The organism is Proteus alimentorum (assembly GCF_002607735.1).
In the GTDB taxonomy this organism is placed as follows: Bacteria; Pseudomonadota; Gammaproteobacteria; order Enterobacterales; family Enterobacteriaceae; genus Proteus; species Proteus alimentorum.
In genome coordinates, this window is the sequence record NZ_NBVR01000024.1 from 322,287 (window position 1) to 339,084 (window position 16,798).

The 16,798-nt window shown below is 36.9% G+C and carries 15 protein-coding genes; 11 read left to right on the top strand and 4 right to left on the bottom strand.

Translation table 11 applies throughout. The features are described 5' to 3' along the window. Nucleotides 1-129: 129 nt before the first annotated feature. Nucleotides 130-375 (top strand): DinI-like family protein, encoded by a 246-nt coding sequence (locus B6258_RS08290; RefSeq protein ID WP_036934877.1) that lies wholly within the window; start codon nt 130-132, stop codon nt 373-375. Nucleotides 376-496: 121 nt separating this feature from the next. Here B6258_RS08290 and B6258_RS08295 read toward each other — a convergent pair whose 3' ends face one another. Both B6258_RS08295 and B6258_RS08300 read right to left on the bottom strand, forming a co-directional pair. After that, complete coding sequence (locus B6258_RS08295) at nt 497-736, bottom strand: YecH family metal-binding protein (protein ID WP_023581559.1); 240 nt, start codon at nt 734-736, stop codon at nt 497-499. Between the two features lie 109 nt (nt 737-845). Continuing rightward, nucleotides 846-1,061 (bottom strand): DUF465 domain-containing protein, encoded by a 216-nt coding sequence (locus tag B6258_RS08300; protein WP_023581560.1) that lies wholly within the window; start codon nt 1,059-1,061, stop codon nt 846-848. A 252-nt stretch (nt 1,062-1,313) separates the two neighbouring features. Here B6258_RS08300 and eco point away from each other — a divergent pair, with 252 nt between their 5' ends. Next, nucleotides 1,314-1,805 (top strand): serine protease inhibitor ecotin, encoded by a 492-nt coding sequence (gene eco, locus B6258_RS08305; RefSeq protein WP_023581561.1) that lies wholly within the window; start codon nt 1,314-1,316, stop codon nt 1,803-1,805. Between the two features lie 87 nt (nt 1,806-1,892). Here eco and B6258_RS08310 read toward each other — a convergent pair whose 3' ends face one another. Beyond that, nucleotides 1,893-2,330 (bottom strand): universal stress protein, encoded by a 438-nt coding sequence (locus tag B6258_RS08310; protein ID WP_023581562.1) that lies wholly within the window; start codon nt 2,328-2,330, stop codon nt 1,893-1,895. Nucleotides 2,331-2,863: 533 nt separating this feature from the next. Here B6258_RS08310 and B6258_RS08315 point away from each other — a divergent pair. Next, entirely contained in the window at nt 2,864-3,778 is a 915-nt protein-coding gene (locus B6258_RS08315; RefSeq protein WP_099074903.1) for a cation diffusion facilitator family transporter, read from the top strand. Between the two features lie 81 nt (nt 3,779-3,859). On the opposite strand, the gene ghrB is transcribed toward B6258_RS08315, so the two are convergent. After that, a complete protein-coding gene (ghrB, locus tag B6258_RS08320; RefSeq protein ID WP_099074858.1) occupies nt 3,860-4,819 on the bottom strand; it encodes a glyoxylate/hydroxypyruvate reductase GhrB in 960 nt (319 codons plus the stop codon). 598 nt (nt 4,820-5,417) lie between these two features. On the opposite strand from ghrB, the gene galE reads away from it, so the two are divergent. From galE to B6258_RS08360, 8 genes are all read left to right on the top strand, one after another. Further along, on the top strand, nt 5,418-6,434 hold the full coding sequence (galE, locus tag B6258_RS08325; protein WP_099074859.1) for a UDP-glucose 4-epimerase GalE: 1,017 nt from the start codon (nt 5,418-5,420) through the stop codon (nt 6,432-6,434). Nucleotides 6,435-6,479: 45 nt separating this feature from the next. Beyond that, the gene (locus tag B6258_RS08330; protein ID WP_099074860.1) at nt 6,480-7,535 is read left to right on the top strand and encodes a UDP-glucose--hexose-1-phosphate uridylyltransferase; all 1,056 of its coding nucleotides are present in this window, start codon (nt 6,480-6,482) and stop codon (nt 7,533-7,535) included. Nucleotides 7,536-7,792: 257 nt separating this feature from the next. Next, complete coding sequence (gene galK, locus B6258_RS08335; protein ID WP_099074861.1) at nt 7,793-8,953, top strand: galactokinase; 1,161 nt, start codon at nt 7,793-7,795, stop codon at nt 8,951-8,953. Next, entirely contained in the window at nt 8,953-10,023 is a 1,071-nt protein-coding gene (gene galM / locus B6258_RS08340) for a galactose-1-epimerase (RefSeq protein ID WP_099074862.1), read from the top strand. The genes galK and galM overlap by 1 nt, the downstream gene beginning before the upstream one ends. A 183-nt stretch (nt 10,024-10,206) precedes the next feature. Beyond that, the gene (locus B6258_RS08345) at nt 10,207-11,217 is read left to right on the top strand and encodes a substrate-binding domain-containing protein (protein ID WP_099074863.1); all 1,011 of its coding nucleotides are present in this window, start codon (nt 10,207-10,209) and stop codon (nt 11,215-11,217) included. Nucleotides 11,218-11,540: 323 nt separating this feature from the next. Then, entirely contained in the window at nt 11,541-13,175 is a 1,635-nt protein-coding gene (locus B6258_RS08350; RefSeq protein ID WP_099074864.1) for a sodium/sugar symporter, read from the top strand. 374 nt (nt 13,176-13,549) lie between these two features. Then, nucleotides 13,550-15,586: an IreA family TonB-dependent siderophore receptor gene (locus B6258_RS08355; RefSeq protein WP_099074865.1), complete on the top strand. Its 2,037-nt coding sequence runs from the start codon at nt 13,550-13,552 to the stop codon at nt 15,584-15,586. 115 nt (nt 15,587-15,701) lie between these two features. After that, nucleotides 15,702-16,559 carry an alpha/beta hydrolase gene (locus tag B6258_RS08360; RefSeq protein WP_240531550.1) on the top strand — a complete coding sequence of 286 codons (858 nt, stop codon included), beginning with the start codon at nt 15,702-15,704 and terminating at the stop codon, nt 16,557-16,559. The last annotated feature ends 239 nt before the right edge of the window (nt 16,560-16,798 follow it).

Genomic DNA, 16,798 nt, shown 5'->3' on the forward strand with positions numbered 1-16,798 from the left:
GCCGATAGAGACGCTAAAATATTATTTAATGCGTAATGATAAAAAATTTTATCAAAAAGACTTTTCTTTTTTCTTAGAATATAATACTGTATTTATATACAGTTTATTTGCCTTTAAATGGTGAAACCAATGCGTGTGGAAATTTTATTTAATAAACAATCTAAGATAACCGACTCATTATTTCCGCTCTTAGAACACGAACTGAGAAAAAAGATCATTCCAGAATATCCAGATATGCAGTTTCGTATTGCCTTTAGTAGCATGAACTCGATTCAAGTTACCGGCATAAAAGATGAAACCAAGCATGAACACATAATGGAACTTATTCAAAGTGTTTGGGAAGATGATGGTTGGTTGCAAACAGACGATGAATAAAATGCAGTAAATAAAGCAATGACGATTGTCAGAACGAATTGGCTTTTTATTTGTTTATATAAAAAGCCAATGACATAGAAAAGGACATCACTGGCAATCGAGCTTTAAAACTGTACGTCTATCAATGATGACAAATCTTATTTTCACTCGTTGTAAATCCACCCTCTGCGGGAATAAATTTACCTTTCCTTTCTAAGAAATCAACTAATTCAGTTGCTGTCATATTTTCCGCTGAGCAAGTATGAAAACGTGAGTCATTGCCAAATTGTTTATGGATCGCGTCAATCAGCGATGTTTTAGTAAATGCAGTCTCTGAAGAAAGGATCATTTGCAAAACTTCATGACCATGTATTGATGACATATTGAGCCCCTAAAAATAAAAGATACATTAATTATGCATCTTTATGGGGTGGTATCTTTGTTTTTAATCATAAAAAGCGATGACATTATATCATCGCTTAAAAAGAGCCTTATTTTTCACTTCGCTGAAGTATTTTTTGCATTTCATCTTTGAGATGAAGCTTTTCTTTTTTTAGTTTGGCAACTTCATCATTATAGCCAGCCCCGTTAGGACCTTCTAATTTAGCAATTTCTTGATCGAGTCGATGATGTTTATCGTAGAGAGCTTCAAAGCGGGGATCACTATTTCTTAATTGAGAAACAAGAGCTTGTTGATCTGAGAACATATAACCTCCTATGAAAAGAAATTGGGTCTCTATTTCAGTATAATCATAGATAGCTTATCTGCACGGTGATGTATCACAAATTTACACTTCATGAAAAAACGTGATTTTTCTTTTTAAAACATTCAGAATTATCTACTCATAGTACTATTTACTAAGATGTTAGCATTCAAGCACTAAAAATATTAGTATTCAGATAACGAGCAATAAAAACATCTGACTAATTTTGTTAACGGCGAAGTGTTCGCTGTAAAAATGGAGAGAGTGATGAACAAAGTAATATTATCTTTAGTAGCAGCAATGTCTTTATCTGCGTGTGCACAAGCTACTGACAGTTTAGATAAAGTTGCACCTTATCCTAAGGCTCAAGAAAATCAAGTTCGTCATGTTATCGAGTTAGAGAAAAAAGATAATGAAAGCAATTACCAAGTTGAATTAATTATTGGTAAAGAACTTAAAGTAGATTGTAACCATCAGTGGTTTGGTGCGGATTTAGATGAAAAAAATTTAGAAGGTTGGGGTTATAGTTATTATGTTGTTGGTGATTTAAATGGCCCAATGTCAACAATGATGGGGTGTGCTGACAATACGAAAAAAGATGCCTTTGTGCAGGCAAATATGGGATCAGATGCCTTCATCCGTTATAACAGCAAATTACCTATTGTCGTTTATGCACCAAAAGATGTTGATGTGAAATACCGTATTTGGTCAGCGGCTGAGACGACACAAGATTCGGTTAAAAAATAACAATCAATCTTATTTAGAATAGATCTTAGTTTACTAAAAGCCCTTTGTTGTTGAGACAAAGGGCTTTATTGTTATTTAAGCTAAAGATTAACGTATAACTAAAACTGACATTTTGGCATGGCGTACAATTGATGATGCCGTTGAACCTAATAAATAAGAGGAAACATTAGGTCTATGTGATGCAATCGCAATTAAATCAGCATCAATGTGGCGGGCATATTCTAAAATTTCATCTTTTGCATTACCAACACCAACATTACATATAATTTGCTCATCAGGAATTTTTGCATCTTTAATCATTTCTTGTAGTGCAACAAAAGCGAGACGAGTACGTTCTGACGAATCTTTGAATTTTTCAGGAATAGCGGCAAACTCGATACCAAAGAAAAGTTCAGCATTAGGAATAACGGTGAGGAAGTGGATCTCAGGTTTACCCACCTTTGCTATTTGTTCAATGTGAGCGATCAGTTCCTGAGAAAGTTCATCTTCTAAAATATCAATGGGAACTAGGATTTTCTTATACATTACAAACCTCACTTAGCGTTAGTTTAAAATATCTATCATTATCGCCTAATAGTAAAAAATAGCTGTGATCTGTGTTTTAAATAAGAGTGAGAATGATTATTTACTACTTTACATTATTAAGCATTTAAAATTAAAAAAAGTCTGAAATAATATTAACAATATAATGAAATAAGTTATACATCTTAACTTGTTGACAGAAAAGAAATTAATAATGGCGCATTAAAAATAAATTTCTCTTTTTCTCATTAAAAGTAGAAAATGCATAAAAGAATGATTATCAATTATATTATTGTTTTGTATCTATAAGATTTTATTGATAAAAATAAGAGACAGAAAGATTTAAATATGGCATATTAATAGGCAATGACATCTCAACATGATGTCTGGACAGCAATCTTAGTCCCTAAACTGGATTGTTATTCAGAGTCGTCCTTTATCCTCACCAATGAGTTATGGAACCTGAAATAACCTATGGAACTCTATTTATTTATAGCAATAGAGTAGGCTATTTAAAACCAAATAAGATTATTATTATGACACATAATCACATTGATGATATTGAGTTGGATCGGGCTGATAATAAGCAGTCTGAAAAATTTAAGGCAGCGAAAAAAAGCACGTTAGTGAGTGTTTTTGTCAACATCGTTTTATCTATTTGGCAAATTACAGTGGGCTTTTTCTCACACTCTCAAGGTTTAATTGCCGATGGTATTCACTCACTTTCTGATCTTATTGCTGACTTTGTTGTTTTAATTGCCAATAAAGGTAGTCAGAAACAACCTGATGCTGATCACCCTTATGGGCATTTTCGTTATGAAAATGCGGCATCACTTATTCTTGGGACTATTTTATTAATTGTTGGTTTAGGAATGGTGTTTTCTGCCATTCATAAAATTTTAGATCCATCTACTATTCCTGAAGTTCATAGCGTTGCTTTATATGTGGCTTTACTTGCATTAGCGGCGAAAGAAGGGCTATTCCGCTATATGCTGGCTGTTGCAAAAAAAGTGGACTCCAATATGTTAGTCGCAAATGCTTGGCATGCGCGTTCTGATGCGGCTTCTTCATTAGTTGTTGCAATTGGCATTATCGGAAGTTTGGCCGGATTTAAATTTTTTGACCCATTAGCTGCATTAATTGTCGGACTGTTTGTTGGTCGTATGGGATGGCGTTTTACTTATCAAGCGCTACAAGATTTAATGGACAGAGGGGCTGATGAAGAAACGCTGGAAGAGATCAAACAGATGCTGGTTTCAACACCCGGTGTGCAAGGCATTCATGATTTAAAAACGCGTCGTTCGGGTGATTATCTACTCGTAGATGTGCATCTTGAAATCAAAGGTGATCTCACCGTCAATGAAAGTCACGCTATTGTCGTTAATGCACGTAATAAGGTTTTGCAAAATAAACAGATCTTGAGTGTGATGGCTCACGTTGATCCCGCTTAAGTTAATTTGAGAGTATAATAAAAAAGGTAATGACAGATTTTCATTACCTTTTTTTGTACTTCAAAAACACTATTTTCTATTTTAGAAATTCACGCAGTTTTCTTTTACATGATGACTCAGCGCAGCAATCAGATTATCTACTGCACATTCAGCCATTGCATAGCGAGTCTCTTTAGTTGCAGAGCCGATATGCGGAACAGCAACGACATTTTTCATCGTTAATAAAGGTGAAGATGAGGATAGCGGCTCTTTTTCAAAAACATCCAGTCCAGCGCCCGCGATCTCTTTTTGTTCTAATGCATTGATGAGTGCTAATTCATCCACGACAGCGCCACGCCCTGCATTAATTAAATAAGCATCAGGTTTCATCATCGAAAATTGTTTTTGACCGATTAAATGGTGTGTTTCTGGTGTTAATGGCAATGTGATACATACGAAATCAGATTGCTGTAATAAAGCTTCTAAAGTGCAATGCTTAGCAGAAAATTTATCGTTCACTTCTGTATATTCTGTACGTGAGTGATAAAGAATATTCATATTAAAACCAAAGTGTGCACGCTGTGCTAAAGCTTTACCTATTCGTCCCATACCAATAATACCCATGGTTTTATGATGAACATCAGTACCATACCAATCAGGTGTGATACCTTTAACCCATAAACCTTGTTTAACATTATCAGCAAGTTCAGGAATACGTCTTGCTACGGCAAGTACTAATCCCATCATGGTATCTGCGACGGTGTCTGTTAATACGGTTGGAGTATGCATTAGTTTAATATTACGCTTGGTGAGTGCATTAACGTCAACATTATCATAGCCAACAGAAACCGTTGAAACGGCTTTTAAATGAGGCGCTTGGTTAATAAAATTTTCATCGATATTGCCACCAGCGCCAAGTAACCCTGAGGCATTGGCAAGTGCTGAACGAAAATCATTAGAGTCTAAAGAGAGCGTGTTAAATTGTTTGATATCAGCAAAATCAGATAGTTTTTTGTACAGTTTTTCGGGAAGATTTTGGTAGAGCAAGACCGTCGGTTTCATTATGTTCTCCATACTCGTCATACTTCAATACTCGTCATACTTCAAACCACAGCGTTGTTGTCTGCGTTCACTCGCACTAGTCACCTACTTATGTAGGCTCCTAGCAACTCATTCACTTGTCGCCTAGATGTGATTTGAATTATTTAGAGTATTTATACAATAAAGTACTTATTAAATTGTAAGTATTTATTGAGGGTATATATTCAACGTGTTTATTAATGGTGATTATTGTATGTAGCCGTTGACTCGTTTTTCCCCGAATTATTTAGCGGGGAAGTTAATAAGGTATGATAAAACGTATTGAATGTCAGTTTTATCATATAATTAGCGCATTAAATGAGATGTAATCGTTTACTTTTAATGTGTATTATTTTTAGTGTTAAAGTGAGGGATTGTGTTACTTATTCTACTAAATTACTGTAATACAATTCTAAATTAGGATGTTGTATAAAAATTTAAAGCGCACCAAAAGAGTGTAAACGTTTACACTAAATGTCGGTTTGATCACGAAATGGTTTTGTTGATCTTGCTAAACTCTGTGTCAGTGAACAGAAACCGTCTTGCGCTTTTCCTTTGAATTGAATCAAAAGAGGTGAATGTGGAAATATTAGTAACAGGTGGTATGGGATATATCGGTAGTCATACGTGCGTACAAATGATTGAAGCAGGCATGACACCGGTTATTTTAGATAACCTCAGCAATGCGAATGAAGAAGTACTTAATCGTGTTGAAGCTCTAACAGGTAAACGCCCTCTGTTTTATCACGGTGATATTCGTGATGACCAGCTATTAGCATCCATTTTTGCTAAGCATTCTATTCAGTCTGTTATTCATTTCGCGGGATTGAAAGCGGTTGGAGAATCTGTTCAGAAGCCAATTGAATATTATGACAACAATGTTAATGGCACATTGGTATTAGTGCGTTGTATGCGTGATGCGGGTGTAAAAAGCATTATTTTTAGCTCATCTGCAACCGTTTATGGTGATCCTCAAGTGGTTCCTATTACTGAAGATTCGCCAGTAGGGGGAACAACTAACCCTTATGGCACCAGTAAATATATGGTTGAGCGCATTTTATCTGACTTATTTGTTGCTGATGAAAGTTGGTCTATTAGTTTGCTGCGTTATTTTAACCCAGTTGGGGCGCATCCATCAGGTACGATGGGAGAAGATCCTAAAGGTATTCCAAATAACTTAACTCCTTATATTTCTCAAGTAGCGATTGGTCGTCGTGAACAAGTGGCTGTTTTTGGTAATGATTATCCAACAAAAGACGGCACAGGGGTTCGTGATTATATCCACGTTATGGATCTGGCTGATGGTCATATCGCGGCATTAAATGTATTAGGTAAAAAAGCGGGCTTGCATATTTATAATTTAGGAACAGGTAACGGTACTAGCGTGATTGAAATGATTGAAGCATTTCGTAACGCTAGCGGTAAACCTATTCCTTATCAATTACAAGCTCGTCGTCCAGGTGATATCGCAGAATGTTGGTCAAGCCCAGCAAAAGCAGAGAAAGATTTACACTGGAAAGCTATTCGTTCAATTGATGATATGGCTGCGGATGCTTGGCGTTGGCAGTTACAAAACCCAAATGGTTATCTGAAATAAGATTTAAAGTATTCAGATAATCTTGAATAAATAAGAGAGAAGGTTATGTCGAAACTGATTTTTGATCCTGTTGAACATCCTCATCGTCGTTATAATCCGCTAACGGATCAGTGGATTTTAGTTTCGCCACATAGAGCAAAACGACCTTGGAATGGCAAAGATGAAAAGCCTCAGATTGCGACACTTCCCTCTTATGATCCTCACTGTTATTTGTGTCCAAGCAACACCCGTGTCTCTGGTGATAAAAATCCAGATTACAAAGGAACATATGTCTTTAATAATGACCACTCTGCGTTATTGCCAGATGAATATCATATTGAGCCTTCATCAAATCCTTTATTTCAAACTCAAGCAGTAAGAGGAATTAGTCGAGTCATCTGTTTTTCACCTGATCATGGAAAAACTATTCCTGAATTACCCGTCAGTAGCTTACGTAAAATTGTTGATACTTGGGATAATCAAATAGAAGAACTCAGCAAAGAATATCTTTGGGTTCAAGTATTCGAGAATAAAGGCGAAACGATGGGATGCTCTCAGCCTCATCCTCATGGGCAAATTTGGGCGAGTGATTTCTTACCTAATGAATTAGCACGAAAAGATACGCAATTAAACGCTTATTTTGAAAAATACGGGCGCAATCTATTAATCGATTATGTTGATGCTGAATGTAAAGATGCAAGCCGTACCGTAGTTGAAACAGAGCATTGGCTGGCGGTAGTCCCTTATTGGGCTTCTTGGCCTTATGAAACAATGTTATTACCGAAAACGCATATTCGAAGAATGAGTGAATTAAATAGTGCTCAGCGAGATGATCTTGCTATTGCAATGAAAAAATTAACAAGCCGTTATGATAATTTATTCCACTGTTCTTTCCCTTATTCAATGGGATGGCATTTTGCGCCTTCTTTTAAAGATGATAGAAATATCGATCACTGGCAATTACATGCGCTTTACTATCCGCCATTATTACGTTCAGCCTCGGTGCGTAAATTCATGGTGGGATATGAAATGCTGGCAGAATCGCAAAGAGATCTCACGCCAGAACAAGCCGCGAATAATTTACGTCAATTAAGTGACATTCATTATAAAGAGCAACGTTAATGACCTGCAATATAGCAAGATCATTTAATTAATCTGCTTTTTGCGCACGAAATAAATTAAATCAAACATCTCATTATTTACATAATGATGTGGTGGGATTTTTATACTCTTCATCCTGCAAGTTGCAGGGGTGTTGGCTACGCTCAGCTACCCGAATCACATACATGAGTATGCTCATCGGGATATCTTTGCTTGCCGCCTACCTGCAACTCAAATGATTTAGAGTTCATTACTTAATTTTAAGCTAAGGATTTATTATGCAGGCACTTATTAATAATGTGACTCGTTCATTTTCATCTATTTTTGGTTACGCACCCACACATTTTATTCAAGCGCCTGGTAGGGTAAATCTTATTGGTGAACACACTGATTATAATGATGGGTTTGTTTTGCCTTGTGCAATTAATTATCAAATGGTCGTTGCTGCGGCAAAACGAGAAGATAATACTATTCGTGTTATTGCGGTTGATTACCAAAATGAAGTTGATGAATTTAGTCTTGATAACACCATTGAGTTTTTACCTAATAAAATGTGGGCTAACTATGTTCGTGGTGTTATTCATTTTCTACAAAAAGATAACTATTCTTTTCATGGTATGGATATTGCGATATCCGGAAATATCCCTCAAGGTGCAGGGTTAAGCTCTTCCGCCGCGTTAGAAGTTGCCATTGGTCAAACGCTTAAAACACTTTATCAATTACCTATTAGCCAAAAAGAGATTGCATTAAATGGCCAAAAAGCAGAAAACCAATTTGTTGGTTGTAACTGTGGCATTATGGATCAGCTTATTTCGGCTTGTGGTGAAGAAAACCATGCACTATTAATCGATTGCCGTTCATTAGAAACGTCAGCAGTAACAATGCCCGAAAATAGAGTTGTGATGATTATCAATACCAATAAAAAGCGAGGTTTAGTTGATAGTGAGTATAATACTCGTCGCCAACAGTGTGAAGAAGCCGCTCATATTCTCAATGTGACTGCATTAAGAGATGCCACATTAGACGATTTACTTGCAAAAAAAGCATTAATGAGTGATGTGGTTTATCGTCGGGCACGCCATGTTATCACTGAAAATAGCCGTACATTAGATGCCGCAGAAGCTTTGCGCCATGGTGATTTAACCACATTGAGTCAGTTAATGATGCAATCACATCACTCAATGCGTGATGATTTTGAAATCACAGTCAAAGAGGTTGATTCATTGGTTGAAATTGTGAAATCGGTGATTGGTGATCGTGGTGGGGTAAGAATGACAGGTGGTGGATTTGGCGGTTGTGTCGTAGCATTAATGACACCAGATTTAGTTGATAAAGTCGTTGACTCTGTTAAGGCACAATATGAAGCTAAAACGGGGTTAAAAGAAACTATCTATGTCTGCTCTGCAAGCCAAGGAGCGGGCTATTCGGAGGCAAAATAATGGCGACTAATGAGCTTCGTTTTCTTGAACCAGAACAAATGACAGCACAGCCTGCATCAGATGGAAAACCTGCGCAAATCGTGGTGCTTAAAAATCGTTTTGGTATGTCTATCTCTTTAATGGATATTGGTGCGACTTGGTTAACCTGTATTGTACCGGTTAATGGATATCGTCGAGATGTGTTATTAGGCGCTGCGGATATGAATGCCCATAAACAACAAACAGCGTATTTGGGCGCAACGGTTGGGCGTTTTGCTAATCGCATTGCAGGAGCCAAGTTTGTATTAGAGGGGCAAGAATATAAAATTAGTGCGAATGAAGGCAAAAATACCTTACATGGGGGTAAGCAAAACTTTAGCCATCTTCGCTGGGGGATCACCGCGCAATCTTCTCAATCCGTTACGTTTACACTGATTTCAAATGATGGAGACCAAGGGTTTCCCGGTGCTGTGAAAGTAAGCGTGACCTATACACTGACAGATAATAATGAAGTATGCATTGATTATCAGGCAATGAGTGATAAAACCACGCCATTAAGTTTAACTAATCATGCTTATTTCAATCTTGCAGGTGAACATACTGAGCGCACTGCACTTGAGCATGATTTAAAAATTTGCGCGACTCACTATTTAAAAAATGGCAAAGGCAATATTCCTACGGGGGAGTTTGCCAGCGTAATAGGAACAGGGTTTGATTTCCGTAAATTAAAACGTGTTGGCCTTGATTTTATGGCAGATGAGTGCCAAAAAGCGGCTAATGGTTACGATCATGCGTTTATTTTAGATAAGAAAACGATTGAGGATAAAACGCCTGTGGCGACGTTAATAGCGCCAGAAGGTGAGCTTAAAATGGATGTTTTTACAACTATGCCTTCTATCCAGTTCTATACAGGTAATTTTCTGGTCGGAACAAAAGGAAAGAGTCGTCATTACGGTAATTACTCAGGATTAGCATTAGAAACACAATATTTCCCAGATGGTCCTAATCATCCAGAATGGCATGAAAATCAAGGTATTTTACCTGCAAATACAGCGTGGAATAGCCAAACAATCTATAAGTTTTACTCGTAACAACAAAAGGAAAGTGTAAACGCTTTCCTTTTCACTATTTATTTGATCTTTTTACTTTTTAAATTTCACTTCTTCGCAGATAATCAAGCCACTTAAATTCTATTACTCTCTTTTTTCTTTGTTTGTAGATTAACGGTTCGTTATTTCTTAACCATGAATAAAGGTGATCCATAAGGAGTGGATATGGCGACAATCAAAGATGTCGCGAAAGAAGCGGGTGTTTCTGTCGCGACGGTATCTAGGGTCATTAATAACTCGCCGAAAGCAAGTCAAGCATCTATCGAAACTGTTAATGCTGCGATGCAAAAATTAGGCTATCGACCCAATGCGGCAGCAAGGGCTTTGGTTAGCCAAAGTACGCAAACTTTGGGTGTTTTAGTGCATGATGTTTCTGATCCCTTTTTTGGCACACTGGTTAAAGCGGTTGATAACGTTGCAAGACAATCAGGGAAACACATCTTGGTTTGTAATGGTTATCATGATGCTCAAGATGAGCGACAATCTATTGAATTATTGATTAATAGTCGCTGTGATGGTCTTGTGATCCATTCAAAAGCACTCTCTGATGAAGAGTTGCTGGCTTATGCTCATGAAGTTAAAAGCATGGTATTGATTAACCGTTTTATTCCTGAAATTGCCGAACGCTGTGTCGCTTTAGATAATTATAAAGGGGCATGGATGGCAACAGAGCATCTTATTCGTCAAGGCCATACTAAAATCGCGTATATTTCATCTACTCATCATATTGAAGATACAACTCAGCGCCTTGCGGGTTATAAAGCTGCATTAGAAGCGAATAATATCTCATTACCTGAAAGTTATATTGAGTATGGTGAGCCTGAAGGCGAAGGCGGTGAAAAAGCAATGATGCATCTGCTAACGAAATCAATCGATTTTACAGCCGTAGTGACTTACAACGATTTTATGGCTGCAGGGGCTTTATCTGTTCTTGATGAAAATGAAATCCCTGTCCCTGAAAAAATCTCAGTTATTGGCTTTGATGATGTATTAATTGCACGCTATATTCACCCTCGTTTAACCACAGTGCGTTATCCTGTACAAATGATGGCAGAGCAAGCCGCAACACTCGCTATCCGGCTGTCTAAAGGCGAAGTGCTCGAACAAAAACAACGTATTTTTTCACCAACGCTAGTTCAGCGTAATTCTGTTTTTAATCTTAGCCACCTCTCTTAATTACCTCATTTACTTTTTAATCTCGTCGATCCTCTTAATGGTTTTCACATTAAGAGGTTATGCTCAATTAGTCTGTGTAATCGTTATCATTTCTGGGGCCTTTTTCAACGATTATTTGAATATCTGAAATTTGTTAAATAAAGCTATTATCATATTTTAAGCTTATATCTTGCTTTGTTCGTCATGGTAATCGTTTGTTTTTCTATTTTATGATCCATTTACGTAACATAAGCAATAAATTTGTGAACAGAGTAACGGAAAAAGAGTGTGAAAACGTTTACATTAAAATCCTATTCTCTCTATGGGTCTGAAAGGAAAATATTATGCATACAGAAGGTGTTGGGTTAAGCACAATAGATTATGCAATTTTTGCCCTCTATGTCGTCATCATTATTAGTCTAGGATTGTGGGTTTCTCGTTCAAAGGATGGTGAGAAAAAAGGAACAAAGGACTATTTCTTAGCAGGTAAAACCCTTCCTTGGTGGGCAATTGGTTCTTCGCTTATTGCCGCTAATATTTCAGCAGAACAATTTATTGGTATGTCTGGCTCTGGTTTCTCCATTGGACTTGCTATTGCTTCTTATGAATGGATGGCAGCGCTGACATTAATTATTGTTGCTAAATACTTTTTACCTGTCTTTATCGAAAAAGGTATTTATACCATTCCAGAATTTGTTGAGAATCGTTTTAAAAGCCGTAACTTAAAAACCATTCTTGCCGTGTTCTGGCTGGCATTATTTATCTTTGTTAATTTAACATCGGTACTTTATTTAGGTTCATTGGCATTAGAAACCATCCTTGGTGTACCAATGATGTATGCCATTATTGGTTTAGCATTGTTTGCGGTTATCTATTCACTCTATGGTGGACTTTCTGCTGTTGCGTGGACAGACGTGGTACAAGTGTTCTTCCTTATCCTTGGTGGCTTATTTACCACTGTATTAGCCGTCAGCTATATTGGTGGAGATGGTGGGATCATGGAAGGGTTGAGCAAAATGACACAAGCCGCACCAGATCACTTTAAAATGATCTTAGAGAAAGATAATCCGCAATTTATGAACTTACCAGGGATCGCGGTATTGATTGGTGGTTTATGGGTGGCTAATCTCTATTATTGGGGTTTTAACCAATACATTATTCAACGTGCTTTAGCTGCAAAATCTATAAATGAAGCACAAAAAGGGCTAGTGTTTGCTGCATTCTTAAAACTTATCGTGCCTGTCCTTGTTGTTGTGCCGGGTATTGCTGCATTTGTTATTACTACTAACCCTGAATTAATGGCGGGTTTAGGTACAATGGCACAAGAACATATTCCAACGTTATCACAAGCGGATAAAGCCTATCCTTGGTTAACTCAGTTCTTACCTGTAGGTGCAAAAGGTATTGTGTTTGCTGCACTTGCCGCTGCAATAGTTTCATCTTTAGCATCTATGCTTAACTCTATCGCGACTATTTTCACGATGGATATCTATAAAGAATATATTGGGCCAAAAGCTTCTGAAACACGTTTAGTTAACGTGGGTCGTATTAGTGCCGTTGTTGCGTTAATTATTGCTTGCTTTATTGCGCCATTATTAGGTGGTATCGATCAGGCATTCCAATATATTCAGGAATATACAGGCTTAGTTAGCCCAGGCATTTTAGCTGTATTCCTATTAGGTTTATTCTGGAAAAAAACGAATGCAAAAGGTGCAATCATTGGTGTGGTTTTATCTATACCGTTTGCGTTGTTCTTAAAATTAATGCCATTAGGTATGCCATTCCTTGATCAAATGATGTACACCTTTATGTTTACTACTGTGGTGATTGCTTTAGTGAGTTTAACCTCGACTAAAACGGATGACAGTGTAGGAGCGATTGCATTAACAGATAAAACCTTTAAAACACAAAGTGGATTCAATATTGCTTCTTACGCCATCATGGTCATCTTGTGTGTGCTTTATGCCGTATTCTGGTAATAGTAAAATTGTAATTTGTTAATTTTCTAAATCTAAAAATACTCTACAAAACGATACAAAGCAGATGGTTATGCCATCTGCTTTTTTTTTTGTGTTCAAGATCCACTATTTCTGTATTTAATCGGGATAGTACTAATTTGCTTTGATACAGATTAAAAAAAAACACTAAATATGAAAAGAAAATCATTCTCATGAATATTTGATTAAGATAATATTAATCATTCTCATTACTATAACTGTTATTGATTCAGGGAACTGCTATGAACTTTAAAATGGNCACTAAATATGAAAAGAAAATCATTCTCATGAATATTTGATTAAGATAATATTAATCATTCTCATTACTATAACTGTTATTGATTCAGGGAACTGCTATGAACTTTAAAATGGGTGTTTTAACCGCCTGTATTTTATCTGCCTCTTATCCGCTGTATGCACAAGAAAACAAAGAAGAAAAACTTGTTGTATCAGCATCAGGGTTTGCTCAACAAATTACAGATGCACCAGCAAGTATCACCGTGATCAGCAAAGAACAACTCGCTAAAAAACCCGTTCATGATTTAGCCGATGCCGTAAAAGGTGTTGAAGGCGTTAGCATTAATGGTAATGCGAATAAACAAGAAATCACGATGCGTGGTTTACCAGGCGAATACACACTTATTCTTGTTGATGGTCGTCGCCAAAATAGCCGTGAGTCACGTCCTAATGGGAGTGGTGGTTATGAAGGGGGATTTATTCCACCCGCAGATGCGATTGAACGTATAGAAGTTATTCGTGGACCAATGTCATCTCTGTATGGTTCAGATGCAATGGGGGGTGTTATCAATATCATCACCAAACCAGTCACAAAAGAGTGGCATGGCTCTGTTGCACTTGGCGGTACATTGCAACATAACCGTGATGCAGGCGATTCTATTAATGGTGATTTTTATCTTTCAGGGCCTTTGATTGAAGATAAATTAGGCTTACAGCTTTATGGCAGTAGCTATTTACGTGCTGAAGATAAAATCACTTATGGTCAAGGTCGTAATGACAATAAAAATATTACGGCAAAATTGGCATTCACACCGACTGATAATCAAACCATTTTATTAGAAGCGGGTCGTAATACGTTACAACGTACAACGACACCAGGTAAATCCATGAGTGAATTTACCAACCGAGGTGGGCGTCTTGATGAAAATAAAATGTTGGAAACCAATAATGACCGTAATCACTGGGCATTAACCTATAAAAATCAGTTTGATATTCTGCATTCAGAATTAAGTGTTTATCAAGAACAAACTAAACGTATCACCAAAACAGAAATGATTGATAAGGTGACAAAAGAGCGCGAGGAGTATTATGAAGATCGCCGTCCTGAAATTACCAATACCGTTTTTGATGCAAAATTTACCGCGTTTTTACCTTCAAATGTGATGACCTTTGGTGGTCAATATCAATATTCACGTTTAAAAGATGAATCATCAACTGGATCTGGTATTAAACAATCTACGATTACCGCGGATCAAAAAGCGTTATTCCTTGAAGATGAATATAGCGTAACAGACAACCTCGCGTTAACCGGCGGTATACGCCTTGATGATCATGAATACTACGGCAATCACTGGAGCCCAAGAGCCTATGCCGTTTATCATTTAACGGATGAATTCACCTTAAAAGGTGGTGTTGCTAAAGCCTTTAAGGCGCCAAGCTTGCGTGAAATCAGCCCTGAATACGGCACATCAACAGATAAAGGCCATGCAATTATGTATGGTAATCGTGATTTAAAACCTGAAACGTCAGTTAGCCAAGAAATTGGTGTTGGTTATGATAATGGAGATGGCGTTACTGCAAGTGTGACTTTCTTTAATACTGATTTTAAAGATAAGCTAACGAACTATAAGACTGCTGAGAAAGATCCAATAACAGGATTAGATTTATATCAATACGATAATGTCGGTAAAGCCAATATTAAAGGAATTGAAACCGCGGTTGGTTTCCCTATTGCTGAAAGCTGGCGTGTCAATGCGAACTACACCTATATTGATTCAGAACGTAAAAGTGATGATGAAAAGCTAGCTTCTGGTGAGTCATTAAAAGGCTATCCACTAGATATGACACCTAAACACAGTGCGAATGCGCGTGTGGATTGGCAGTTTGATGAGGCGACTAGTTTTTATGCCAATACCGCTTATACGGGCAAACAAATTTGGGCAGCACAACGAAATAGCCATTCAGGGGCGCGTTATCGTAGTGGGTACACTACCTTTGATTTAGGCATGACTTACAACTTTAATAAAAATACCATGTTGAATTTAGCGGTATTAAATATTACAGATGAAACAGGCCCTGCTGTTAATGATAAAGGCGGTAACTGGGTTGTCGATGAAGGTCGTCGTTATTGGGCGAATGTTAAATATAGCTTCTAATCAAGCCTAAATGAAAATAAACCCCGTATTAAATATGGGGTTTATTTTTTTATGCCTCTCTATTATTTTCATCTTAATGGTTTAATTTTTAAATTATCGACAGAGTATCTGATTTATGCGAATACTAATGTTATGTGGAATGATTATGTTATCTGCGGTTGCTCAAGCCAGACCTAACCAAGAAGTGCCTGAAATTGAGTCTCAGGCTCACTCTTATTATCAAATTACCAATAAAGAAGTAGCATATGAAGGAAAGCAATATCGCCTCTTTCTGGCTATTCCTAAAAATACCACTAAGGCAGCATTAATTTATAGTGTTGATGGAAATGCTCAGTTTCCGTTGATGGTAAACGAAGCTATAAAGCAGAAAAATAAACCACTGCCTGCAATTATCAGTGTGGGGTATGTGGGTGATAACGCTTATTTTATTACAGAGAGAATGCATGACTACACACCGAGTGTAAAAGGAGAAGCATTTAGCAGAGGTGGAAATGCAGAGCATTTTTATCAATTTTTCTTAACGCAAGTAAGACCTTATGCATTAGAGCAACTCGCTAAAGAAAAAATTTTGATTACTCAGCAATCGCTGTTTGGTCACTCTTTTGGCGGTGTATTTACTCTCTATGTTTTATTCAATCATCCAGAAACATTTCAACGTTATATTGCAGCAAGTCCCTCATTATGGTGGGGAAAAGGCGAATGGGTGAAAAAAGAGCAATGGCAAGCTATTCCTAGCGATATTTCTATTGCAATAACTTTGGGCGAAAAAGAAGAAACACCTGATTTAAGCCGATTGAGTGAAGAACAACAAAAAAATTATCAAGAAAGGAGTAGCTGGTTAACGCAACGTCAGTTATGCCAATATTTATCGGAAGCAGGAAAACAGTGTGCGTTTTATCTGTTTGAAGGCAAAGGCCATGGTGGTTCAATTCCTGATGCGATTAATATTGCTTTAGAAAAAAGCGTAGAATAAACAAAAATCTCTCTTTATTTTTAGCTATCCTATTGGGTAACGATAGGATAGTAATGAATATTTATTATTTCTATTTTATTTAGTACGTATTTGCTCGTCGTTATTCTTAGTAAAAAATACTTATCTTTTAATAAAAATAAATATTAGATGAGAACTATTTCTTTTTAGTGGAAAAAGGCGATAATCATGATTGATATAAATAAAATTGTTTTCTGACATTAGATTTTATAATTTTATTT